This is a genomic window from Dactylosporangium sp. NPDC051541 (assembly GCF_044454505.1).
Taxonomy (GTDB): Bacteria; Actinomycetota; Actinomycetes; order Mycobacteriales; family Micromonosporaceae; genus Dactylosporangium.
The window spans coordinates 189,044-209,956 of the sequence record NZ_JBITDU010000002.1; the positions used below are offsets into that span (position 1 = coordinate 189,044).

Below are 20,913 nucleotides of genomic sequence, written 5' to 3' on the forward strand. Positions count from 1 at the left end.
CTGACCCGCGACGTGCGGGCTCGGCCGGGCGCTGTCCGTCAGAGTCTCCCGTGAGCGCTGAAGTCGGTGTCCTCCTCCTGCCGCTGCTCGCGGCGCCCGTCCTCGCGGCCGGCCTGGCCGCCGGGGTCGGCCTGCTCGCCGTCGCGGCCGGGGACAAGCTGGCCGAGCGGCAGCAGCGGGCCTGGAACGCGTCCGACCGGCTGGCCCAGGCCGTCGCCGAGCACGACCTGCTGCGCGGGCGCATCGAGCGGGAGCGGGCGCGGTTCGGCGAGCTGATCAGCCCCCTGGCCGCGCTGGCCCGGCCGGGCGCAGTCGGGGCCGACGTGGAGCGGGCCAACGCCATCGGCGCCCACATCGACGCGCAGGTCGCCGCGGCCGAGCGGCGGTTCCGGGCCGAGGTCGCGGCGGCCCGGGCCGGGCGGATCATGGCCGACGTCGCGGCCGCGATCGCGCGCATGGCCCCGCCACCGTCCACTCCGGACCGGCCGGCCCCGGCGGTCGCGGCCCAGCCGAGCGCCGAACTGCGGGCGTCGCTGGAGCGCGTGTTGCGGCGCATCGACGGGGCTGTACCCCCGAAGCAGTCCGCGGTTCTCGAGCAGCGGGCCGCCGACGCGCTGCGGGTCGCGTCCGAGGCGACGGCGCTGCGCCTCCTCGACGATCTGCGCTACTCGGTCGAGCGGGCCAACACCGAGGCCGGTGGGCGCCGCACGGCGCTGCGCGAACTGTCGCGGCGGGTCGGCGGGTTCTCCGGGCCGGCCATCGACGACATCCGGGCCCGGCTGCTGGCCGCGCACGACGAGCCCGAGCCCGACCTGCCGGCCCTCGCCCACGCCGTCGACGCGGCCATCGAGACGACCCTGGCCCCGGTGGTGCGCGACTACACCCGGCGAGCGCTGCGCGAGTCGCTGCAGGAGATCGGCTGCACCGTCGAGGAGGACTTCGAGGTCGCCCTCGGCCGCGACGGCCTCGCCCACGTGCAGGGCCAGGGCTGGGACGACCTGGCCGTGCGGGTCCGGGCCCGCGACGACAACGGCTACCGCTTCAACCTCGTCGCGCCCAGGGACGCCGAGGAGCCCGACCTGGCCGCCGTCGAGCACCGCTGGTGCGGCGCCGTCGACCAGCTCATGACCGCCCTCGCCGCCCGCGGCGTCGGCGTCGAGACCACCCACCGCAGCGAGGAGGGCGACCCGCACGTGCAGTACGTGGACCCGGCCCGGTTCCCGTTCGAGCGCCGCCACCGCGACGGCCGCCGCCGCGCCGACGAGCAGCGACGCCAGCGGGAGCTACCCCGATGACCGCACCGGGCACCGCCGCGATCCCGGCCTGGCTGCGCGAGATCCGCACCGCGCTCTCGATCAACTCGCAGGTCGTCGTCTACGGCAACGTCCGCGACGTGTTCCTGATGCCCGCCGCCCACGGCTGGGAGCCCTGCGACCTGCAGACCAGCCTGCACCGGGTGCTCGCCGACGAGGGCTTCCCGTATCTGGTCGTCGCCGACGCGGTCGCCGGCCTGGGCGTGCTCCCGGCCGACCAGCACGTCGCCCGGCTCGCCGCCGAGGTGACCCAGCGGGACAACAAGCCGCCGTGGGGCCCGTGGAAGGACAGCCCGCTCGCGCCGCTGTCCGACGTCATCGAACGGGTCGTGCACGCCGACACCCGCTGCGCCGTCCTGATCGACTTCGCGTCCCGGCTGATGCTCGACGCGGGCCGCCTCGAACCGGCCGAGCACGCGTTCTTCGCCCGCTGCGACCGGCTGTCCCGGGTCGCCTACCCGAAGATCGCCGGGCCGGACACCCGGCCGTTCTACAACCCGGTCATCTGGTCGGTCAACAACGAGCGGGACCTGCCGGTGTGGCTCACCGCCGGCAACGACGACGTGCGCAAGATCGCCGTGCCGCTGCCCGACTTCGGCGGCCGCGAGACCGCCGCCCGCTGGCTCGCCGGCGCGATGCGCGGCTACCGCGACGCGAGCGAGGACGACCGCCGCGACCTGGAGCAGCGCCTCGCCGAACAGACGCAGGGGATGACGCTGCGCAGCATGATGGCCATCACCCGGCTCGCGGTGCGGATGGAGACGCCGATCGGCGACATCGACGAGGCGGTGCGCTGCTACCGGGTCGGCATCCACGACAACCCGTGGCGGACCTCCCACCTGCGCCAGCGGATGGAGGGCGCCACCGAGCGGATCTCGGAGCGGGTCAAGGGCCAGCGGGAGGCCATCCAGCGCTCCGTCGACATCCTCGTCCGGGCGGTGCTGGGCCTGTCCGGCGCGCACGCCGGCGGCAACGTGTCCCGGCCCCGCGGCGTGCTGTTCTTCGCCGGCCCGACCGGGGTCGGCAAGACGGAGCTCGCGAAGGAGCTCACCCAGCTGATCTTCGGCGACGCCCGCGCCTACACCCGCTTCGACATGAGCGAGTTCTCGGCCGAGCACTCCGCCGACCGGCTCATCGGCGCGCCGCCCGGATACGTCGGGCACGACGCGGGGGGCGAGCTCACCAACGCGGTACGACAGAAGCCGTTCAGTCTGTTGCTCTTCGACGAGATCGAGAAGGCCAACCCTCGCATCCTCGACAAGTTCCTGCAGATCCTGGACGACGGCCGGCTCACCGACGCCAGCGGGTCGACGGTGTACTTCTCCGAGACGGTCCTGGTCTTCACGTCCAACCTCGGCATCACCGCCGAGGAGTACGCCATCCAGGCCGAGGCCGACCCGCTGCACGCGCCGTTCACCCGGCCCGAGCTCGAGCAGCGCGTCCGGCGGGCCGTCGAGGAGCACTTCACGACCCGGCTCAACCGCCCGGAGCTGCTCAACCGGCTCGGCGACAACATCGTCGTGTTCAACTTCATCGACGCCGAGACGGCCGCGCAGATCTTCGACGTGCTCATCAGCCATGTCCGGGAGCGGCTGCGGGCCGAGCACCAGCTCGACCTGGCGATCAGCGAGCCGGTCCGCCGCCGGCTCCTCGAGGGCGCGACCCAGAACCTCGGCATGGGCGGGCGCGGCATCGGCTCGCACCTGGAGAGCGCCCTGGTCAACCCCCTCGCGCGGGAGCTGTTCCGGCACGGGGACCTGCGCGGCCGCCAGGTCACCGTCACCGACCTGCGCCACACCGACGGCACCTGGCAGGTGGTGCTCGCATGAGGATCCGGGTCAACCGCGTCCACTACCCGGTGGTGGTCCTCGGCTACGGCCGCCGGGCCGGGCTGTGGGTGCAGGGCTGCGGCATCGGCTGCGCCGGCTGCGTCGCCCGCGACACCTGGGCCGCCGACCCGGCCACCGAGGTCGAGGTCGGCGCGGTCGTCGACTGGCTGCGCCGCCTGCCGTCCGATGTGGACGGTGTCACGATCAGCGGCGGCGAGCCGTTCGACCAGCCGGACGCGCTGCTGGCGCTGCTGCGTGCCCTGCACGCCTGGCGGGCCGGGACCGGCCGCCCGGTCGACCTGCTCGGCTACAGCGGCCGGAGCCTCACCGCGCTGCGGGCCCGGTTCGCGCCGCACCTCGAGCTCCTCGACGCCGTCGTCCCCGGGCCGTACGTCGCCGCCGAGGCCCCGGGCGGGATGTGGCGGGGCTCGGCCAACCAGGACCTCGTCCCGCTGACCGCGCTGGGCCACGAGCGCTACGACGCCGACGTCGACCGCCCGGCCGGCCCGACCCGGATGCAGCTCGGCACCGACGGCGAGCGTGTCTACCACATCGGCATCCCGGCGCCGGGCGACCTCGAGGCCCTCGAGGCGGCCCTCGCGCGGCGCGGCCTCGTCTACGGGGAGGTGTCGTGGCGGAGCTGATCTGCCCCGGCTGCAAGACCACCATCGAGCCGGGCACCCCCTACTGCCCGACCTGCTTCTCGATCCCGGTCGCCCGCCCGGCACCCGCGCCGGCGCCGCCGACCACGACCGGCCCGCGGATCTGCGCCGACCCCGACTGCGACACCGGCGGCGTGCCACCGGCCGGCGGCTGCCGGGCCTGCGGGCTGGCCGGTGCGGCCGCGCGGGCGGGACTGCGCTTCGAGTGGGGGACCGTGCCGGTGGAGGCGGACACGGCCCTGCTGATCGGCCGGGAGGGCTCACCGCTCGCCGACCGGCTCGCCGGGTTCTCCAACGTCTCCCGCCGGCATGCCGAAATACGCTGCGACGGTACCGCCCTGACGGTGACCGACCTCGAGTCGACGAACGGCACCTTCGTCAACGACACGCGCATCCCGGCCGGCGAGCCCACGACGGCCAGGCCGGGTGACCGGATCCGCTTCGGCGCGACGGCCGAGGCCACAGTGATCGGAGCGTCCGGGTGAACCTGGTCGAGGTCGTCGCCGTGACCCATCGCGGCCGCGAACGCACGCACAACGAGGACACGGTCGCGGTCGCCGGCTTCCAGTCCAGCGCCCTGGAGGGCCGGCCGGTCCGGCTCACCGTCGACACCGTCCGCCCGGTCACGTGCCTCGTCGCCGACGGGCTCGGCGGGCACGCGCAGGGCGAGCGGGCCAGCCGCCTCGCCGCCGCCGTCGTCACCGACGCCGCGCCGGGCTTCCACGACGCCGACGCCGTCACCGCGGCCGTCCACGCCGCCAACGACGCCATTTACGCCGAGATGGCGCACACCCCGCGCTGGGCCGGCATGGGCTCCACGGTCGTCCTGCTCGTCCTGGCCGGCGCCGAGGCGATCTGCGTCAACGTCGGCGACAGCCGCTGCTACCTGCACCGCGACGACGTCCTCGTGCAGCTCTCGGCGGACGACTCGCCACCGCCGGCGGCCGGGTCGGCGGCCGCGACGAGCGTGCTCACCCAGACCCTCGGCGGCCGCTCGGCCCCGGCCGCCGTCGCGCCGCACGTCCACCGCACCGAAGTGCGCGACGGCGACCGGTTCCTGCTGTGCAGCGACGGCCTCTCCGCCGTCGTCCCGGCCGACCGGATAGAAGCGGAACTGAGCAAAGCCGGCAACGGTACCGCCGCCGCCGAAGCCCTCCTCCGGGCCGCCCTCGACGCCGGCGGCCCCGACAACATCTCGATCGCGGTGGTGGACCTGCCATGACCGACGAAGCACCCCGCACCTCCCTGGACGCCGTCGCCCGGACGTTCCTGGACGCCGTGCCCCACACCACCAGGGACGCGGCGCCGTCCACCACCCGGGACGCGGTCGTGCCGGGGCCGCGCTACCAGCGGCTCAACCTGCCGCCGGCGTTGGCCGCGCGGTTCGAGGTGGACCGCGAGCTCGGCTCCGGTGGCGAGGCCGACGTGCTGCTCGCCGCCGACCAGCACTCCGGCGACCAGCGGGTGATCAGGCTGTACCGCCGCCAGGATCTGCCCCTGGACCGGGAGAAGCTCGACCGCCTCTGCGCCGCCGACCCGCAGCACCTGATCCGGCTGTACGAGTACGGCACCGGCGACGGGTTCAGCTGGGAGATCCTCGAGTACGCGGCCCGGGGCTCGCTCGAGGACGTCCGGCGGCGGACCCCGGGCCCGTGGACCCCGGCCGCCGTCCTGCCGGTCTTCGACCAGCTGCGGGCCGCGATCGCCTACGCCAACTCGATGGGCATGGTCCACCGCGACATCAAACCGGCCAACATCCTGATCCGCGCCGAGCAGCCCCTCGACCTGGTCCTCGCCGACTTCGGGCTGACGAAGTTCCTCACCGGCACCCGCCAGATGGGCACGACCTCCCGCACCGTCGCCTACGCGCCGCCGGAGGCCGTCAGCGGCGAGGCGTCGCGCTCCGTCGACTGGTGGTCGTTCGGCATGACCCTCGTCGAGCTCCTCGCCGGGCTGCACCCGTTCCAGCGGCCCGACGGCACCTGGCAGGACGACGCCATGATCGTGCGGGAGCTGACCACGCACGACATCGACCTCGACGCCGTCACCGACCCGCGGTGGCGGCTGCTGTGCCGGGGCCTGCTGACCCGGGCCCCGGAGCGCCGCTGGGGCGCCGGCGAGACGGCCGAGTGGCGGCGCGGCGGCAGCCCGTCCGTCGCCGCCCCGCTGCCCGTCCCGCTGGCGGCCGCCCGCCGGCCCGGCGGGTCCACCTACGTGTTCGCCGGCGTCGGCTACGACGACCCCCGCGCCCTCGCGGTGGCGCTGCGGGGCAACTGGAACGAGGGCCGGCGGCTGATGGCCGGGCGGGCCGTGCGGGCGCCACACTACCTGACGTTCCGGGACTGGCTGGCCCGCCTCGACCTGCACGACGCCGTGCGCGCCCTCGACGGCGGCGTCGCCGAGCGCCCCGAACGCGGCCTGGCGCAGGTCCTGCTCGCCCTCGACCCCGACAGCGTCCCCGAGTACAACGGCAGCCGCCTCGACCGGGCCGGGCTGCACCGGCTCGTCGGCGACGCCGTGCTCAACCCCGGCTCCAACGCCCGCGGCATCGTCGACGTCCTCTTCGCCGACGGCATCCTCACCATCTGCGACGGCGCCCCCGGCTGCGACGGCTACGCCCTGCTCGACGACGCCTGGCACCGGGCCGTCGAGCAGACCGAGGCCCGGCTGCACGGCCTGCACGTGCCGATCTCCGCCGCCGACCGGCAGTCGATGCATGCCCAGCTCCTGGCGGCCGCGTTCGGCGGGCAGTGGAGCCTGTTCCTCGCCCCGGCGCAACGGGCCGTGCAGGACCAGGCGGCGGTACAGCAGCCGTGGTTCCGGGCCATGGCGCAGGAGCTCGGCCGCCAGCCCGACAACGTGGCCCTGCACACCGCCATCCTGCTCACCCAGCCCCGGGCCGCCCAGCAGACCGCCGTCCAGCAGGCCGAGGCGCAGCGGCTGCAGGTCCTGGCCGAGCAGCAGCGGGTCCGGCAGCGGCGGGCGAACCGGGACAACACCAGCGCCTGGCTCGGCCTGCTGTTCGGGCTGCTCGGCCTGATTCCGTACCTGGGCCTGGTGACCGGCCCGTTCGCGCTGTACTTCGGCGTCCGCGGCCGCCGCTCGGCCAACCCCGGCGCGGCCGGCTGGGCCCTCGCCCTCGGCGCGCTCACCATGCTGTTCTCGCTGTGCTGCTGGGGCTCGATCCTCGGCCCCCTCCTGACCAGCCCGGCTCCCAGCCCCACCCCGTAGGGGGCTTGCGCGACGGCTCCGTAAGTCGTAGCTTTCCGTTCGTGGCCACTTACGAAGCGGCCGGGGGCTGGGAGGCGCTCGGCGACCCGAGCCGGCTCGCCATCGTGCGGTGCCTGGCCGAACGGCCGCGCGCGGTGGGGGAGCTGGCCGACGAGCTGCCGATCAGCCGGCCGGCGGTGTCACAGCACCTCAAGGTGCTCAAAGGGGCCGGCCTGGTCACCGACCGGGCGGTCGGGACCCGGCGGGTCTACCGGCTCAACCCGGCCGGGATGGCCGCCCTGCGCGATCAGCTGGAGACGTTCTGGAACCGTGCCCTGGCCGGCTATCAGGACGTCGTGGAAGACGAGACCGAGGAGACTTCATGACGCAGGCAGCAGCGGCGGCGGTGGTACGCCGCCGGATCGTCGTGCACGCGCCGATCGAGCGGGCGTTCACGGTGTTCACCGACCGCTTCGGCGACTTCAAACCGCGCGAGCACAACCTGCTCGGCGCGCCCCTCGCCGAAACCGTGTTCGAGCCTCGGGTCGGCGGCAACATCTACGACCGGGCCGTCGACGGCAGCGAGTGCCGGTGGGCGCGCATCCTCGCCTACGACCCGCCGCACCGGGTCGTGTTCAGCTGGGACATCGGCCCGACCTGGCAGCTCGAGACCGACCCGGCGCTGACCAGCGAGGTCGAGGTCACGTTCACCGCCGAAGCCCCGGACCGCACCCGCGTCGACCTCGAACACCGCCACCTCGACCGGCACGGCCCGGGCTGGGAGTCGGTCCGCGACGGCATCGCCGACGACGAGGGCTGGCCGCTCTACCTGGACCGCTACGCCGCCTTGTTCGGCGCGGACACCTGATGGGCCCCGACGACCGGCGGGCCGCGCACCGGGCGCTCGTCGACCGGGTCGTGCGCGGCCCGGGCACGGCCACCGTCGAGCAGCGGGCGGCGGCCTTCGCGAACGACGGCCTGGACGCCGACCTGCAGCCGCTGCTCGCCAAGGTCGCCACCGCCCCCACCCGGATCACCGACGCCGACTTCGACCGGGCCCGCGCCGCCGGCCGCACCGACGACCAGGTGTTCGAGCTGGTGATCGCGGCCGCCGTCGGCCAGGCTTCCCGGATGTACGAGTCGGCGCTCGCGGCCCTGGACGCGGCGGCGAACGGCTGATGCGCCCCGGCGTCCTCAACCACGGCTACAAGCCGGGCACCAAGGTGCTGTTCGCGATGATCCGCCTCTTCTCCGGCCGCCCCCTGCCCGACGCCGCGAAGCTGACCTTCTACCGCCGCGACTTCTACGGCGGGCCGGCCGGCCACCTGACGCAGCTGGCGCTGCGGGGCCCGTCGCAGTGGTCGGTGGGCGACCGCGAACTGATGGCCGCGGTGGTGTCCCGGGCCAACGGGTGCTCGTTCTGCGTCGGGGCGCACACCGCGACCGCCGAGCTGGCCTACGCGGACCGGGGCCGGGTCCGGGCCGTCCTCGCCGACCTGGCCACCGCCCCGATCGAGGAGGGCCTGCGGGCGACCCTCCGGCTGCTCGACGTCCTGACCCGCGACGGCTCGGTGAGCGTCGGCGACATGCGCACGGTCCTGGCCGCCGGGGTCAGCCGGGAACGGATCGAGGACGCACTCGCCGTGGCGGCCGCGTTCAACATCACCAACCGCCTGGCCGACGCGTTCGCCTTCGCGACGCTCGACCCGTCCGGCTACGCGGCGGGCGCGAGGTTCCTGCTCAGACGCGGCTACGGCAAGTAGGTGCTCGCCGCTCGGCCGCGGTCACGGCCGGTGCGCCCGGCGCCGGCTCAGAGCTGGACGCCGAGGGCGACGAACTGCAGGCCGCGGGACTGTAGTGCCGGGATGACGGTGCGCAGGGCGGCGCAGGTCTGTGAGCGGTCGCCGCCGCCGTCGTGGCACAGCAGGATGTCGCCGGGGCGGGCGGCCAGGAGGTGGTTGGTGATGGACTGGGTGCCGGGCTTCGTCCAGTCCTTCGGGTCGCGGTCCCAGTTGACGGGGACCATGCCGCCCTTCGCGGCGGCCGCGAACACGGCCGGGGAGACGGCGCCGCCCGGGGAGCGGAAGATCGTCGGGGTGCGGCCGGTGGTGTCGTGGATCTTCTCCTGGGCGCGCTGGACCTCCTGCTCGACCCGGTCGGGGGGCAGCTGGGCGAGGCCGGCCGGGTGGCTCCAGGTGTGGTTGGCGACCTGGTGGCCGGCGGCGACGACGCTGCGGGCGACCGCCTCCTGACCCAGGATCTGGTTGCCGATCATGCAGAACGTGGCCGGGACGTGGTAGCGCTCGAGGATGCGCAGCACCTGCGGGGTCCAGCCGCCGTGGGGGCCGTCGTCGATCGTGAGGGCGACCGCGTTGTCGGGGAACGCGGGGCCGGGGACGACCTGGCGAAACTCCTTCAGCGTGAACACGGGCCGGTTGAGGGTCGGCGTGCCCGGCTCGGACGGGGCCGGTGACGGCGCCGGGTGAGGCGGGGTCAGCAGCAGCGGCGGCGGCGCGTCGGCCAGGAATGTTTGCGCGGGCGCCGGCTGGGCAGCCGGTTCCCGGGCGACCAGGGCGGCGCCCATCGCGGCCAGGCCGGCGCCGAACAGGCGGCGGCGGGTGACGTGCGTCCTCATGGGCTCCTCCGTCGGGTGTGCGACTTGCACTGATCCAGACGTGTCGGGCCGATTATCCGTTGCATCCCATTGCGTCGAGACGGCGGGTCAGGAACGCGCGCTCGGCCTCGTTGGTGGTCAGGGCGAGGGCTTCGGTGTAGGCGAGGGCCGCCTCTGCCCGCCGGCCGAGGCGCCGCAGCAAGTCGGCCCGGGCCGCCGCCAGGTAGCCGTAGCCGGCCAGGGCGGGCTCGCTGAGCAGAACGTCGAGCTCGGCCAAGCCGGCCGCCGGGCCGTCGCGGAAGCCCACGGCCACGGCCCGGTTGAGCCGGACCACCGGGTTGGGCCAGAGGGCCAGGAGCGCGTCGTACAGGCCGCAGATCTCGGTCCAGTCGGTCGCCTCCCAGCTGGGCGCCTCGGCGTGGACGGCGGCGATCGCGGCCTCCACGGCCCACCGCGTCGGCGGCCGGCGCAGGGCCTCGCCGAGCAGGGCGGTGCCCTCGGCGATCTGGGCCGAGTCCCACCGGGAGCGGTCCTGCTCGGACAGCAGGAGGAGGCGGCCCTGCGGGGTCGTGCGGGTACCACTGCGGGCATCTATGACGAGGAGCAAGGCGAGCAGGGCGGCGACCTCGTGGTCGCGGGGCAGCAGCAGGCGCAGCATCCGGGCCAGGGCGACGGCGCCGCCGGTCAGGTCGGGGCGGTGCAGGTCCGGGCCACTGGGGGCCGTATGGCCGGTGGTGAAGACCAGGTGGACGACCTCGCAGGCGGCCGAGACCCGGGCCGGCAGGGCGGCCGGGCCGGGGACCCGGAACGGGATGCGGGCCGTGGCGATCTTGCGTTTGGCGCGGGTGATCCGGGCCGCCATCGTCGGCTCCGGCACCAGGTACGCCCGGGCCACCTCGGCCGTCGACAGGCCGCAGACCAGCCGCAGGGTCAGCGCGACCTGGGCGTCACGGGACAGCGCCGGGTGGCAGCACATGAGGATCAGCCCGAGCCGGTCGTCGGCGGGCGGGGCGACGTCGTCGGTGACCAGCTGCGGCAGGACCCGGCGGAACGCGGCCTCGCGGCGCAGCCGGTCCAGGGCCCGGTTGCGGGCGACCGTGGTCAGCCAGGCGCCCGGCCGGTCCGGGACGCCGGCCTCCGGCCAGGTGCGCAGGGCCTGCGCGAACGCGTCCTGGACGCACTCCTCGGCCAGGTCGAGGTCGCGGGTCAGGCGGACGGTCGCGGCCAGGACGCGGGCCCACTCCTCACGGTGGGCCCGCTCCACGGCCGCGGCGACCGTCACCCGTGCTCCACGATCGGCCGGACCTCGACGCCGCAGTGCCCGGACCTGAGCTCCGGCAGCAGCGCGGCCAGGGCCAGGGCGGCGTCGAGGTCCGCGGCCTCGATCACGTAGAAGCCGCCCAGAGCCTCCTTCGTCTCCAGGAACGGCCCGTCGGTCGGCGTCGGGCGCAGGGTCGTCGCCGTCGCCGAGGGCTCCAGCTCCTGCCCGGTGAGCAGGGCCGGGCCGGCGGCGGCGGCGAACGCGCGGTGCCCGGCGTCCTTCGCGGCCCGCTCCTCGGCGGTCTCGGCGTCCCAGCGCTGCTCGTCGCCGTAGATCAGCAGGAGGTACTTCGCCATGGTCGGTTCCAATCGTCGGAGGTTCACCGTCTCACCTCCCCGACGATCGGGGGCGGCCGGATTCGACAACCGGCCCGCCGTACGATCAAGCGCCATGACGATGACGCGGCGAACCCTGCTGCGGGCGGCCGGCGCGGCCGCGGGGGCGGTCGCCGTGGGCGGGGCGGCGGTCTGGTTCGGCGGCCGCGGCTCGGAGCCGGCCCCACCCGGCCACGACACACCGCCGCGCTGGCGGGTGGCGGCGGCCGACCAGCCCGACACGCTGCTGCTCAGCGGAGACACGCTGCTCGCGCTCGGTGACGGCCTGACCGCGTTCAACGCGGCCACCGGTGCGGTCCGCTGGCACCAGGACCTGGGCCGCAACACCGTCCTGCCGGCCCGCCTGCGCACGCCCCCGCTCCGGGCGGCCGGCGACACGTTGGCCTACCGCACCCAGGACGCGGGCAAAATCCAAATACGCACAGCCAAACTCCTCGACGGTACTGAACGCTGGCGGCGCGACTTCGAGCAGTACGTCGGCGACCTGGCCGCCACCGCCTCCGGCCTGGTGGTCGCGGTCAGCGATGCCGCCGACGGCCGCGGCCTGTCCGGGTTCGACGGCCCCGCCGACCGGTGGCGCCAGGCCGTGCCGGTGAGTGACGGTCCGCTGGACCTGCTGGCCGACGACCTGACGGTCTACGCGGCCGCCCGGGAGCTCGTCGCGTTCGACGCCGCGGCGGGGAGCCGCAAGTGGTCGCTGGACTCGGCCGACGGCTACGTGTTCGGCCGCCCCGCGGTGCACGGCAACCTGCTGGTCGCGTTCGGGATGCGCTACGTCGACGACGAGTACCTGTACCGCCTGGAGAACCTGTTCGCCGTCGACGCCGCCGCGGGCACGGTCCGCTGGGAGTACGACCCGCCCGGCGGCCACCTGGTCGACGCCGTGCCCATCGTCACCGGCCGCGGCATCGTCGCCGTCCACGAGGACGGCACGCTGACCGGCCTCGACCCGGACACCGGCGCGGAGCGGTGGAACTTCGTCTGGGACTTCGCCGACATCATCGCCCTGGGCGAGCACGTGTACGTCGCGACGGCCGACGGCGTGGCCGAGCTCGACCCCGGGACCGGCCGGCGCCTGAAGCTGCTGAACGAGCCCAACGCGTACAAGCTCGCCGGTCTGGGCGGCCGCCTCTGCGTCGCCTCCGCCAACGGCCTGTCCGGCTACGACGTCTGAGCGGGCCGGTCCTTCTTCGGCAGCTTCGACACGACCCAGCGGTAGGACTCGTCGATCGCCTCCCGGATCTCGTCGTCGGGGATGGCCCCGCCGACCTTGAGCGAGTTCCACCCGGACCGCCCGATGTAGGGCATGGAGGCCGCGTCGTCCGGGTAGCGGTGCAGCCACTCGTCGGCCGCCTCCCGGCTCGGCGCGCACTTCACCCCGACGCCGTCCCCGCCGAGGAAGGCGAAGATCTTCGGCCCGACCTTGGCCACGACGTCGCCCTCCCACGGCCGGTCCTCCCACGCCCCGGGCTTGGCCAGGCAGTAGGCGACAAGCTCGTCGCGCGTCACGGCCGCCGCCCGGCGAAGCACGGCAACCGGGTCTGCGCGTCGGCGCCCGCGGGTGCGGGAACCGGTGCCCGGAAGGCGCCGGTGGCGACCAGCCCGGCCGAGGAGGGCTCGGCGGCGGCGTGGACCCGGGCGACCTGCGCGGGGTCGAGGGTCTCGTCGCCACCGGTGGCGCGGGCGAGGTCCCACGTGTGCACGAGCCACCTCCAGGCTTCCGACGACGGACACGGCCTGCTCGATCGGCACCGCCCCCATCGGCCCCGCCCGGCCGGCGGCGGCCGGTCCGCTCGGGGTCGGCCGGCATGGCCAGCATATCGTCGCGGACTCCGGTGAGCGCCGCGACCAGGTCGGCGCCCGGCTCGACCCGGCCGCTCCCAGGCGTCGGACATGACGAGCGCGGCCCGCTCGAGGCCGGGGCCGCCGCTCCGGTGCGGGAAGAGCCGCGTGCCGTGCCCGTCGGGGTGCAGGGTCCAGGTGAGGGCCCACGCCTCGCGGCTGACGGCGTCGCGCCAGGCGACCCGCAGCTCGCGCTCCGGATCGAAGCCGAGCACCTCGGCCTCGATCCGGGCGGAGAACCCGGCCGCGGGCATCGGGGCGACGCGCATCGAGTAGCGGTGGCCGGCCTCGAGGCGGAAGTCGCCGGGCATCAGCCAGCGGGCGATCAGGTCGGGTTCGGTGAGCGCGCGCCACACCTTCGCGGGCGGGTGCGGGTAGAACGCGTCCGTCGACAAATCGGTCACGGCAACTCGCCCAGGACGGCGCCGACGTCGGCGAGCTTGAGCGCCCGGAAGCGCTCGAACGGGGCCAGCCAGTCGCGGACTTCGGCGAGGGGTCCGGGGAAAAACCCGACGTGTCGAAGTCGCGCCGCGCGCCCGGCGTTGGGATGCGGACCGCTCGCTCGTCGTGAAAGTTACGAACCGGTAGCCGGGCACCGGCCAGCGCAATGTCCTTGAGGTCCAAGGCCATTGCTGGCAGGGCCCAGGCGGCTCCCATCCGCGCGGCAGCGAGGATTCTGGCATGGGAGCGCTCCCGGAACAAGCGGCGCTACGGTCACCGCACCCATCGATCCTCATGGAGGTGATGCCCAACCCCCGATTCGCGGCTCCCACGCGAAACCCGCCGGGCGCGGCGGAGCAGGACGTCTGCAGCGGCCGCCCACCGCGCCCGGTCCTTCGATAACCTTCCGCACCCGCGTGGTACGGCTCCAGCGAACCGGCACGCACCCGGTCCCGACGTCCCGCCGGGTGGTGCCGGTGATGCCGGCCATCGCGGCCACAGCGGCGACGGCGAACCACGCGGCCCGCGGCGGCGACCGCTCCCAGACCTGCGCCGCCCCGCGCGCCGTCATCCCGGCGCTGCAGTCGCGCGGCCTGCGGTTCGTCGCCCTGGGCGGGCCGCTCTGACCCGCCGCCCCGGACGCCCCGCCGTCGGTCGCGAGTTCTGGTCACGAAACGTCGCGAAGCGGCGTGATGCGGTGCGGACATCGGCCGTGACAGCCCCGCGAGGCCGCCGGCCGTTGGGTTCGTCGTGGGCGGTCGGCGCGGGCCTCGGGGTGGGGGAGCCGGACGGGCGGTGTGAGATTCGGGTCCGGTGGTGGTTAGTTCTCGGCGATCGGGGTTAGTCCAGGGCTCATCCGAACGGAAGGGGGTCGTCATGGTCCGACCCATCGCAGACCTCGAAGGGCACCCGGACATCGCCGAGTTGCGGGCCCGCTACGACCAGGTGTCGGAGACACCGGCGGCGCGGATCACCGACGGGGTGCTGGTACTGGCTGGGCTGTACCTGGCCCTGTCGCCGTGGGTGGTGGGGTTTCCGCCCTTCGAGGCGAACCTGTCCGTCAACAACTTCATCTGCGGCATCGCGGTCGCGGTGCTGGCCGGCGGGTTCGCCGTCGCCTACGGGCGCACGCACGGGCTGGCCTGGCTGCCGGTCGCGATCGGCGTGTGGACGATCGTCGCGCCGTTTGTCGTGCAGCGGGGGTACAGCTCCGGCGGCGCGATCGCGAGCAACATCGTGATCGGCATCGTCACGATCGGCCTCGGGCTGGTCGCGATGCGGCCGGGGATGATGGCGCGGCGCAGGTGAACGACCGCGGCGGGGCCGGCCGGTGACGTGACGTCTCAGCCGGTCTCGCCGTCGATGCGCTGGCGGAGCAGGTCGGCGTGGCCGTTGTGCCGCGCGTACTCCTGGATCAGGTGCAGATGCACGGCGCGCAGCGACATCGGGCCGCGGAGGTCGTCCTCGAACGCGGTGTCGAGCGGCACGTCGGCGACCGACTGCCGCGACGCCTGCCACTCGGCGATCAGGCGCTCGTAGTCGCGCTCGGCGTGGGCGGGGTCGACCTCGTCGAAGGCGGCGTCCCTGGCGTCCGGGCGCTTGTAGTAGTACACCACCGGCCGCTTATGGAAACGGTGCTGGAACCACTCGCGTTCCACGTCGGTCACGTGGCGGATCAGGCCGAGCAGCGAGAGCGTCGACGGCGGCACGCCGGGTGCGGCCAGCTCGGCGCCGGTCAGGCCGGTGCATTTGCCGACGAGGACGGCGCGCTGCCAGTCGAGGAAGCCTTCCAGGAGGGTCCGCTCACTCGCGACGAGCGAACCCCCGAACGGTGGTGGTGGCGGTGCGACCCAGGTCATGGAGCCGATCTTAGGCGGCCGCGAAGACCTGCGTGTCCGCGCGCTTTTTCGTGACGCGTGGCAACGTATGGGGCATGTCCGTCCATCCCCGTGCTGGGCAGCCCGCGGAGCGTGCCGACCTCGTCGACGTCCCGCGGCTCATCACCAGCTACTACGCCGTTCACCCCGACCCGGCCGACCCCGCCCAGCAGGTCGCCTTCGGCACGTCCGGGCATCGCGGTTCGAGCCTGCGCGGCTCGTTCAACGAGGACCACATCGTCGCCACCAGCCAGGCCATCTGTGACTATCGGGCCGCGCAGGGGTACACCGGGCCGCTGTTCCTGGGTCGTGACACCCATGCGCTGTCGGAGCCGTCGACCGTCAGCGCCCTGGAGGTGTTCGCCGCCAACGGGGTGACCGTGCTGATCGACAGCCGCGACGGGTTCACGCCGACGCCGGCCGTGTCGCACGCGATCCTCGTCAACCGGCACCGGGGCGCCGACGGGGTGGTGGTGACGCCGTCGCACAACCCGCCGGAAGACGGCGGGTTCAAGTACAACCCGCCGAACGGCGGGCCGGCCGACACCGACGTGACGAGGTGGATCCAGGACCGGGCGAACGAGCTGCTGCGGGCCGGGCTGGACGGGGTCAGGCGGGTCACCTACGCCAAGGCCCTGGCCGCGGAGACGACGCAGCGCTACGACTTCCTGGCCTCATACTGCGACGACCTCGGCGCGGCCGTCGATCTCGAGGCGATCGCCGCCGCCAAGGTGAAGATCGGGGCCGACCCGCTCGGCGGGGCGAGCGTGGCCTACTGGGCGTACATCGGGGAGCGGTACGGGCTCGAGCTGACCGTCGTCAACCCGGTCGTCGACCCGGCGTTCGGGTTCATGACGCTGGACTGGGACGGCAAGATCCGGATGGACTGCTCGTCGCCGAACGCGATGGCGTCGCTGATCGGGCGGCGGGCCGAGTATCAGCTCGCCACCGGCAACGACGCCGACGCGGACCGGCACGGGATCGTCACGCCCGACGCGGGGCTGATGAACCCCAACCACTTCCTCGCCGTCGCGATCGACTACCTGTACCGCAACCGGGACGGCTGGGCCGGGACCGCGGCGATCGGCAAGACCCTGGTCTCCTCGTCGATGATCGACCGGGTCGCCGCCGACCTCGGGCGGACGCTGATCGAGGTGCCGGTCGGGTTCAAGTGGTTCGTGCCCGGACTGCTGGACGGGTCGGTGGCGTTCGGGGGTGAGGAGAGCGCCGGGGCGTCGTTCCTGCGCCGGGACGGTTCGGTGTGGACGACCGACAAGGACGGCCTGCTGCTGTGCCTGTTGGCTTCGGAGATTCTCGCCGGTACCGGCCGCACGCCGTCCGAGCACTACCGCGATCTGGTGGCCCGCCACGGTGAGCCCGCCTACGCCCGCCTGGACGTGGCCTCGACACGGGAGGAGAAGGCGGTCCTCGGCAAACTGTCGCCGGAGCAGGTCACGGCCACGTCCCTCGCGGGTGAGCCGATCACCGCGAAACTGACGGCGGCCCCGGGGAACGGGGCCGCGATCGGGGGTCTGAAGGTGGTCACGGCGTCGGGCTGGTTCGCCGCCCGCCCGTCCGGGACCGAGGACGTCTACAAGGTGTACGCGGAGTCGTTCCAGGGCCCCGAACACCTCGCGCAGATCCAGTCGGAGGCCCGCGAGGTCGTGGCGGACGCCCTGAAGGGGTAGCGGGTGAGCGTCAGGCCACTGCCTTGTCGGTGGTGGCCTGGCGGGGCGCCGCGTGCGTGTTGGGCTTCTTGAACGCCCGCTGCAACTGCACGACGATCGACCAGGTCACCTCGGCGACCGGGCGGGCCCCGTTGACCTGGATCAGGATCTCCCGGCTGGCGTAGTACTCCAGCAGCGGCCGGGTCTTCTCCTCGTACACCTTGATCCGGTGCCGGATGACGTCCTCGGTGTCGTCGGCGCCGCGGGCCCGGGCGAGGAGCCGGCGGGTGAGCTCTTCCTCGGGGACTTCCAGGTGTACCGCGATCTGCACGCCGACGCCGAGCGTCCCCGCGGTGCGGTAGGCGGCCTCGGCCTGCTCCACGGTCCGGGGGAACCCGTCGAGCACGTAGCCGCCGGTCTCGTTGGCCGCCATGACCGGCTTGCGCAGCATGTCCATGATGACGGCGTCGGGCACGAGCTCGCCCTTGTTGACGATGTCCTCGACGGTCTTGCCGATGGTGGTGCCGTCGGCGATGTGTTTGCGCAGCAGGTCACCGCTGGCGATGTGGGTGATGCCGAACTGCTTCGCGATCGCGTCCGCCTGGGTCCCCTTGCCCGAGCCCGGCGCACCTACCATGAGGATCCGCTTCGCACGTGGTGCCGCCGACTGCATCGTCATATGCACACCCCTTCGTATGCCCCGCCACCGATCGGTCCGGCGAAGCCGCCGCCGGCCGGCAGCGTCCGAACCGACGGGGTCTGTGTCGCCTGAACTGATGGTCTAGCTTCGCATCCCGATCTCAGGTATGTGCTGAGGGGCGGCTGTGAATTTCCGCATGCCCGGCTGTGGGAATTTTGTCCCGCCAGCCGGGAATGCAGTCGCTTGTTACGCCTTGGTGCCGAGCAGGTCGACGACGAACACCAGGGTCTCGCCCGGCTTGATCAACCCGCCGCCGGCGCCCCGCTGGCCGTAGCCCAGGTGCGGCGGGATGACCAGCTTGCGCCGCCCGCCGACCCGCATCCCCTTGACACCCTGGTCCCAGCCGGCGATGACCTGCCCCGCGCCGAGACCGAAGTCGAACGTGCCGCCGCGGTTCCACGAGGCGTCGAACTCCTGCCCGGTGGACAGCGCGACACCGACGTAGTGGACACTGACCAGCTGCCCCGGCTGCGCCTCGTCCCCGTCGCCGACGGTGATGTCCTCGATCACGAGGTCGGCGGGCGGCGGTCCGTCGGGCAGCGTCACTTCGGGCTTACTCAACGCCATGCGCTTGACTCCTTCGTTACGAAACGTCGGCTCCATCCTGCCCTATCCCGTCGTACCGTCGGCGTGTGCATCCCGTCCGGGTGGCTTTCCGGCTGGTGACGGCGTGCGCCGCGCTGCAGCTCGGCCAGGCCGCATCGGCGTGCTGGCTGCTGCTGCGATACGGCCGCAAGGTGGATGAGCTGGGCCCCTGGTCGCGCAACGAGGCCCTGATCATCGAGTCGGTGTATGTCCACCTCACCGGGGCCGCCGTCCTGGCCGCGGGCCTGTCGGCGCTGCTGGTGGGCGTCGCGGTGGCCATTCCGCGGCGCACGCAGTACACCCGCGGCCTGGTCGGTTGGGTTCTTCTGCTGGTCGCCCTGGCCCTGCTCCTCGGGGTCGTCTACAGCCCCGACGCCGTGCTGCTGCCCGACAACCAGGTCCAGCTCGACCACCTGCAGCCGCTGCTGCCGCTGTGGTACACCGCCCAGCAGGGCCTCACGGTCACGCTGGTGATCACCGGCGGGGCGATGGCGGTGATCCGCCTGACGAGGGAGGCGGCCGGCGAGTACTACCAGCGTCACGACCCGACCGCCACCTGGCGCGGCTTCACGTCCTGGCTGGACGTCCGGTTTCAGGACTGAGGGTGCATGAACCGGCGGTAGGCGGGCACGGCCACGGCGGCGACGGCGAGGTGCATGAGCATCAGGGCGACGACACCGGTGGTGGTGGTCCCCGGCTGGCCCTTCGTCGCCAGGAGGACCACGTCGGGGATGAGCGAGAGCACCAGGACGACGGGGACCAGAGTCCGCAGCACCCGGGCGGCGTCGCGGCTGCGGGCGACGACGAGGCGCCAGGCGACCGCGGAGAGCAGCACCCCGGCGACGGACAGCGTGCCGTAGACGGGGAAGGTGAGCGGCTGGAACTCGTCGGGGGCGCCGAGTGCCTTCGCGACCAGGGCGATGACGGTGTTGACGACCAGGCTGCCGGCGATGGCGACGCCGGCGGCGGCGAGGGTGGCCTTCCAGGTGGTACGGGCGGCGGGCAGAGCGGTCGCGGTCATGTCGAGCCCCTTTCGGTCAGGTGGCTGTGACCATAGGGTCGCGTCGATAAGAGCCGTGCTCTGCGCCGGCTAAGAATTGCGTAAGCCTGTGTGTGCCGGTGCCTGTCAGCCCTGCCGGGTGGGCCTCATGGTGAGGTCCCCGATCTCGACGTCGTCGGGCTGGTCGACGGCGAACGCGATCGCCCGCGCCACCGCCGCCGGATCGATGCCGAGCTCCGCCATGGAGCCGGCCATCCGCTCCCGCAACGCCGGGTCGTCCACGGCGTTGTCGATGAGCTCGGTGCGCACGTACCCGGGGGAGATGGACGTGGTGCGCAGCCCGCCGTCGGTGCTCTCCTGCCGCAGCGCTTCGAGGAGCGTGCGGACGGCGTTCTTCGTCCCCGCGTACACGCCCTGGGTGGGCACGATCTTCAGCCCGGACGTCGACACGACGGTGACGAGGTGCCCGCTACCCTGCCGCCGGAACACGGGCAGCGCCGCGGCGATGCCGTGCAGGACGCCCTTGACGTTCACGTCGACCATGGCCGACCACCCGGCGACGTCGAGTGCGGCGACGGGCCCGATCCGGGTGATGCCGGCGTTGCCGACGAGCACGTCGAGCCGCCCGAACCGCTCGACGGCGGTCTCGACCAGGCGGTGCATGTCCGCGGGGTCGGTGACGTCGACCCGGACCGCGACCGCCCGGCCACCGCTCGCGGTGATCTCGGCGGCGAGCGCCGCCAGGCGGTCGGTGCGCCGGGCCCCGAGCACGACCGGCGCGCCGAGGGACGCGAGATGACGCGCGGTGGCGGCCCCGATCCCGCTGCTGGCCCCGGTGACGGCGACAACCTTGCCCGCTACGGCCACGGCAGTTCCTTTCGCTAGAGTGGACACATGTCCGGTTACCCGTCCGACTCTAGCGGACATGTGTCCGGTTCGGCCAGGCTGCGTGCCGACGCCCAGCTCAACCGCGACCGCATCATCCAGGCCGCCCGGGAACTGGTCCGGCTGCCGGGCGAGCTGAAACTGCACGCGGTGGCGAAGGCGTGCGGCATCGGCCAGGGCACGCTGTACCGGCACTTCCCGACCCGCGAGGACCTGCTCGCCGAGGTGTACCGGCACGAGGTCGACGCGCTGGTCGCGGCCGCGCCTCGGCTGCTGGAGACGCACGAGCCCGTGGAGGCTCTGGCCGCGTGGTTCGCCCGGGTGGCCGCCTATGCCCGCGTGAAACGGGACGTGTTCGCGGCCGTCGAGGCGTCGACCGGGCGGAACCTGGCCGCCCACAGCCTCGGACCGATCGGCGAGGCGGTGGAAATGCTCCTGGCCGCCGGGCGCGACACCGCCACCATCCGGCCCGACGCCGAAGCCCGCGACGTGATCGTCCTGATCAGCTGGCTGTCGCGCCTCGACGACACCGAACTCGACGCCCGCGGCCCCCGCCTCCTGGGCATCCTGATCGACGGCCTGCGCGTCCGCGCCGGCTGAAAAGCGCCGAAGCGCGGATGTCGAGCGCGGGG

26 protein-coding genes are annotated in these 20,913 nt (G+C 73.8%); 16 read left to right on the top strand and 10 right to left on the bottom strand.

Annotated elements, in window-relative coordinates:
• Window positions 1–50: 50 nt before the first annotated feature.
• The 10 genes from ACIA8L_RS08985 to ACIA8L_RS09030 are packed head-to-tail and all read left to right on the top strand — an operon-like array spanning window position 51 to window position 8,777.
• On the top strand, window positions 51–1,295 hold the full coding sequence (locus ACIA8L_RS08985) for a hypothetical protein (protein ID WP_395902129.1): 1,245 nt from the start codon (window positions 51–53) through the stop codon (window positions 1,293–1,295).
• Window positions 1,292–3,142, top strand: coding sequence for an AAA family ATPase (locus ACIA8L_RS08990; RefSeq protein ID WP_395902131.1), 1,851 nt, complete (start codon window positions 1,292–1,294; stop codon window positions 3,140–3,142). Before ACIA8L_RS08985 ends, ACIA8L_RS08990 begins: the two co-directional genes overlap by 4 nt.
• Entirely contained in the window at window positions 3,139–3,786 is a 648-nt protein-coding gene (locus tag ACIA8L_RS08995) for a 4Fe-4S cluster-binding domain-containing protein (protein ID WP_395902133.1), read from the top strand. The genes ACIA8L_RS08990 and ACIA8L_RS08995 overlap by 4 nt, the downstream gene beginning before the upstream one ends.
• Window positions 3,774–4,289, top strand: coding sequence for an FHA domain-containing protein (locus ACIA8L_RS09000; protein WP_395902135.1), 516 nt, complete (start codon window positions 3,774–3,776; stop codon window positions 4,287–4,289). Before ACIA8L_RS08995 ends, ACIA8L_RS09000 begins: the two co-directional genes overlap by 13 nt.
• A complete protein-coding gene (locus tag ACIA8L_RS09005) occupies window positions 4,286–5,026 on the top strand; it encodes a PP2C family protein-serine/threonine phosphatase (RefSeq protein WP_395902137.1) in 741 nt (246 codons plus the stop codon). The genes ACIA8L_RS09000 and ACIA8L_RS09005 overlap by 4 nt, the downstream gene beginning before the upstream one ends.
• A complete protein-coding gene (locus ACIA8L_RS09010; protein WP_395902139.1) occupies window positions 5,023–7,035 on the top strand; it encodes a protein kinase in 2,013 nt (670 codons plus the stop codon). Before ACIA8L_RS09005 ends, ACIA8L_RS09010 begins: the two co-directional genes overlap by 4 nt.
• Window positions 7,036–7,076: 41 nt before the next feature.
• Window positions 7,077–7,400 carry an ArsR/SmtB family transcription factor gene (locus tag ACIA8L_RS09015; RefSeq protein ID WP_395902141.1) on the top strand — a complete coding sequence of 108 codons (324 nt, stop codon included), beginning with the start codon at window positions 7,077–7,079 and terminating at the stop codon, window positions 7,398–7,400.
• Complete coding sequence (locus tag ACIA8L_RS09020) at window positions 7,397–7,882, top strand: SRPBCC family protein (protein WP_395902143.1); 486 nt, start codon at window positions 7,397–7,399, stop codon at window positions 7,880–7,882. Before ACIA8L_RS09015 ends, ACIA8L_RS09020 begins: the two co-directional genes overlap by 4 nt.
• The gene (locus tag ACIA8L_RS09025) at window positions 7,882–8,193 is read left to right on the top strand and encodes a hypothetical protein (protein WP_395902144.1); all 312 of its coding nucleotides are present in this window, start codon (window positions 7,882–7,884) and stop codon (window positions 8,191–8,193) included. The genes ACIA8L_RS09020 and ACIA8L_RS09025 overlap by 1 nt, the downstream gene beginning before the upstream one ends.
• A complete protein-coding gene (locus tag ACIA8L_RS09030) occupies window positions 8,193–8,777 on the top strand; it encodes a carboxymuconolactone decarboxylase family protein (RefSeq protein WP_395902145.1) in 585 nt (194 codons plus the stop codon). Before ACIA8L_RS09025 ends, ACIA8L_RS09030 begins: the two co-directional genes overlap by 1 nt.
• A gap of 47 nt (window positions 8,778–8,824) precedes the next feature.
• Here the strand turns inward: ACIA8L_RS09030 and ACIA8L_RS09035 are convergent, their stop codons facing one another.
• Genes ACIA8L_RS09035 through ACIA8L_RS09045 form a run of 3 tightly spaced genes read right to left on the bottom strand, consistent with a single transcriptional unit; the run spans window position 8,825 to window position 11,245 of the window.
• Window positions 8,825–9,649 carry a polysaccharide deacetylase family protein gene (locus ACIA8L_RS09035; RefSeq protein WP_395902147.1) on the bottom strand — a complete coding sequence of 275 codons (825 nt, stop codon included), beginning with the start codon at window positions 9,647–9,649 and terminating at the stop codon, window positions 8,825–8,827.
• A 52-nt stretch (window positions 9,650–9,701) separates the two neighbouring features.
• On the bottom strand, window positions 9,702–10,910 hold the full coding sequence (locus ACIA8L_RS09040; RefSeq protein ID WP_395902149.1) for an RNA polymerase sigma factor: 1,209 nt from the start codon (window positions 10,908–10,910) through the stop codon (window positions 9,702–9,704).
• Window positions 10,907–11,245, bottom strand: a complete 339-nt coding sequence (locus ACIA8L_RS09045) for a YciI family protein (protein WP_395902151.1) — start codon at window positions 11,243–11,245, stop codon at window positions 10,907–10,909. The genes ACIA8L_RS09040 and ACIA8L_RS09045 overlap by 4 nt, the downstream gene beginning before the upstream one ends.
• 94 nt (window positions 11,246–11,339) lie before the next feature.
• Here ACIA8L_RS09045 and ACIA8L_RS09050 point away from each other — a divergent pair, with 94 nt between their 5' ends.
• Entirely contained in the window at window positions 11,340–12,458 is a 1,119-nt protein-coding gene (locus ACIA8L_RS09050) for a PQQ-binding-like beta-propeller repeat protein (protein ID WP_395902153.1), read from the top strand.
• Here the strand turns inward: ACIA8L_RS09050 and ACIA8L_RS09055 are convergent.
• Both ACIA8L_RS09055 and ACIA8L_RS09060 read right to left on the bottom strand, forming a co-directional pair.
• Window positions 12,446–12,793: an MmcQ/YjbR family DNA-binding protein gene (locus tag ACIA8L_RS09055; protein ID WP_395902155.1), complete on the bottom strand. Its 348-nt coding sequence runs from the start codon at window positions 12,791–12,793 to the stop codon at window positions 12,446–12,448. The two genes, ACIA8L_RS09050 and ACIA8L_RS09055, sit on opposite strands and share 13 nt — an antisense overlap.
• Window positions 12,790–13,530 carry an SRPBCC domain-containing protein gene (locus tag ACIA8L_RS09060; RefSeq protein WP_395902157.1) on the bottom strand — a complete coding sequence of 247 codons (741 nt, stop codon included), beginning with the start codon at window positions 13,528–13,530 and terminating at the stop codon, window positions 12,790–12,792. The genes ACIA8L_RS09055 and ACIA8L_RS09060 overlap by 4 nt, the downstream gene beginning before the upstream one ends.
• Window positions 13,531–14,046: 516 nt before the next feature.
• Between ACIA8L_RS09060 and ACIA8L_RS09065 the strand changes: the two genes are divergently transcribed.
• Complete coding sequence (locus ACIA8L_RS09065; protein WP_395902159.1) at window positions 14,047–14,193, top strand: hypothetical protein; 147 nt, start codon at window positions 14,047–14,049, stop codon at window positions 14,191–14,193.
• A gap of 250 nt (window positions 14,194–14,443) precedes the next feature.
• Window positions 14,444–14,875 carry an SPW repeat protein gene (locus tag ACIA8L_RS09070; RefSeq protein WP_395902160.1) on the top strand — a complete coding sequence of 144 codons (432 nt, stop codon included), beginning with the start codon at window positions 14,444–14,446 and terminating at the stop codon, window positions 14,873–14,875.
• Window positions 14,876–14,910: 35 nt separating this feature from the next.
• On the opposite strand, the gene ACIA8L_RS09075 is transcribed toward ACIA8L_RS09070, so the two are convergent.
• Window positions 14,911–15,426, bottom strand: a complete 516-nt coding sequence (locus ACIA8L_RS09075) for a DinB family protein (RefSeq protein WP_395902162.1) — start codon at window positions 15,424–15,426, stop codon at window positions 14,911–14,913.
• A 74-nt stretch (window positions 15,427–15,500) separates the two neighbouring features.
• Here ACIA8L_RS09075 and pgm point away from each other — a divergent pair, with 74 nt between their 5' ends.
• On the top strand, window positions 15,501–17,132 hold the full coding sequence (gene pgm, locus ACIA8L_RS09080; RefSeq protein ID WP_395902164.1) for a phosphoglucomutase (alpha-D-glucose-1,6-bisphosphate-dependent): 1,632 nt from the start codon (window positions 15,501–15,503) through the stop codon (window positions 17,130–17,132).
• 10 nt (window positions 17,133–17,142) lie between these two features.
• On the opposite strand, the gene ACIA8L_RS09085 is transcribed toward pgm, so the two are convergent.
• Window positions 17,143–17,790, bottom strand: a complete 648-nt coding sequence (locus ACIA8L_RS09085) for an adenylate kinase (RefSeq protein ID WP_395902166.1) — start codon at window positions 17,788–17,790, stop codon at window positions 17,143–17,145.
• A 207-nt stretch (window positions 17,791–17,997) separates the two neighbouring features.
• Entirely contained in the window at window positions 17,998–18,378 is a 381-nt protein-coding gene (locus ACIA8L_RS09090) for an FKBP-type peptidyl-prolyl cis-trans isomerase (RefSeq protein ID WP_395902167.1), read from the bottom strand.
• 65 nt (window positions 18,379–18,443) lie between these two features.
• Between ACIA8L_RS09090 and ACIA8L_RS09095 the strand changes: the two genes are divergently transcribed.
• Window positions 18,444–18,998 (top strand): hypothetical protein, encoded by a 555-nt coding sequence (locus ACIA8L_RS09095; RefSeq protein WP_395902168.1) that lies wholly within the window; start codon window positions 18,444–18,446, stop codon window positions 18,996–18,998.
• Here ACIA8L_RS09095 and ACIA8L_RS09100 read toward each other — a convergent pair.
• Both ACIA8L_RS09100 and ACIA8L_RS09105 read right to left on the bottom strand, forming a co-directional pair.
• Window positions 18,989–19,417, bottom strand: coding sequence for a DUF6069 family protein (locus tag ACIA8L_RS09100; protein WP_395902170.1), 429 nt, complete (start codon window positions 19,415–19,417; stop codon window positions 18,989–18,991). The genes ACIA8L_RS09095 and ACIA8L_RS09100 overlap by 10 nt on opposite strands.
• Window positions 19,418–19,522: 105 nt before the next feature.
• Window positions 19,523–20,263, bottom strand: a complete 741-nt coding sequence (locus ACIA8L_RS09105; protein WP_395902172.1) for an SDR family oxidoreductase — start codon at window positions 20,261–20,263, stop codon at window positions 19,523–19,525.
• A gap of 27 nt (window positions 20,264–20,290) precedes the next feature.
• Between ACIA8L_RS09105 and ACIA8L_RS09110 the strand changes: the two genes are divergently transcribed.
• A complete protein-coding gene (locus ACIA8L_RS09110; protein WP_395902174.1) occupies window positions 20,291–20,881 on the top strand; it encodes a TetR/AcrR family transcriptional regulator in 591 nt (196 codons plus the stop codon).
• The last annotated feature ends 32 nt before the right edge of the window (window positions 20,882–20,913 follow it).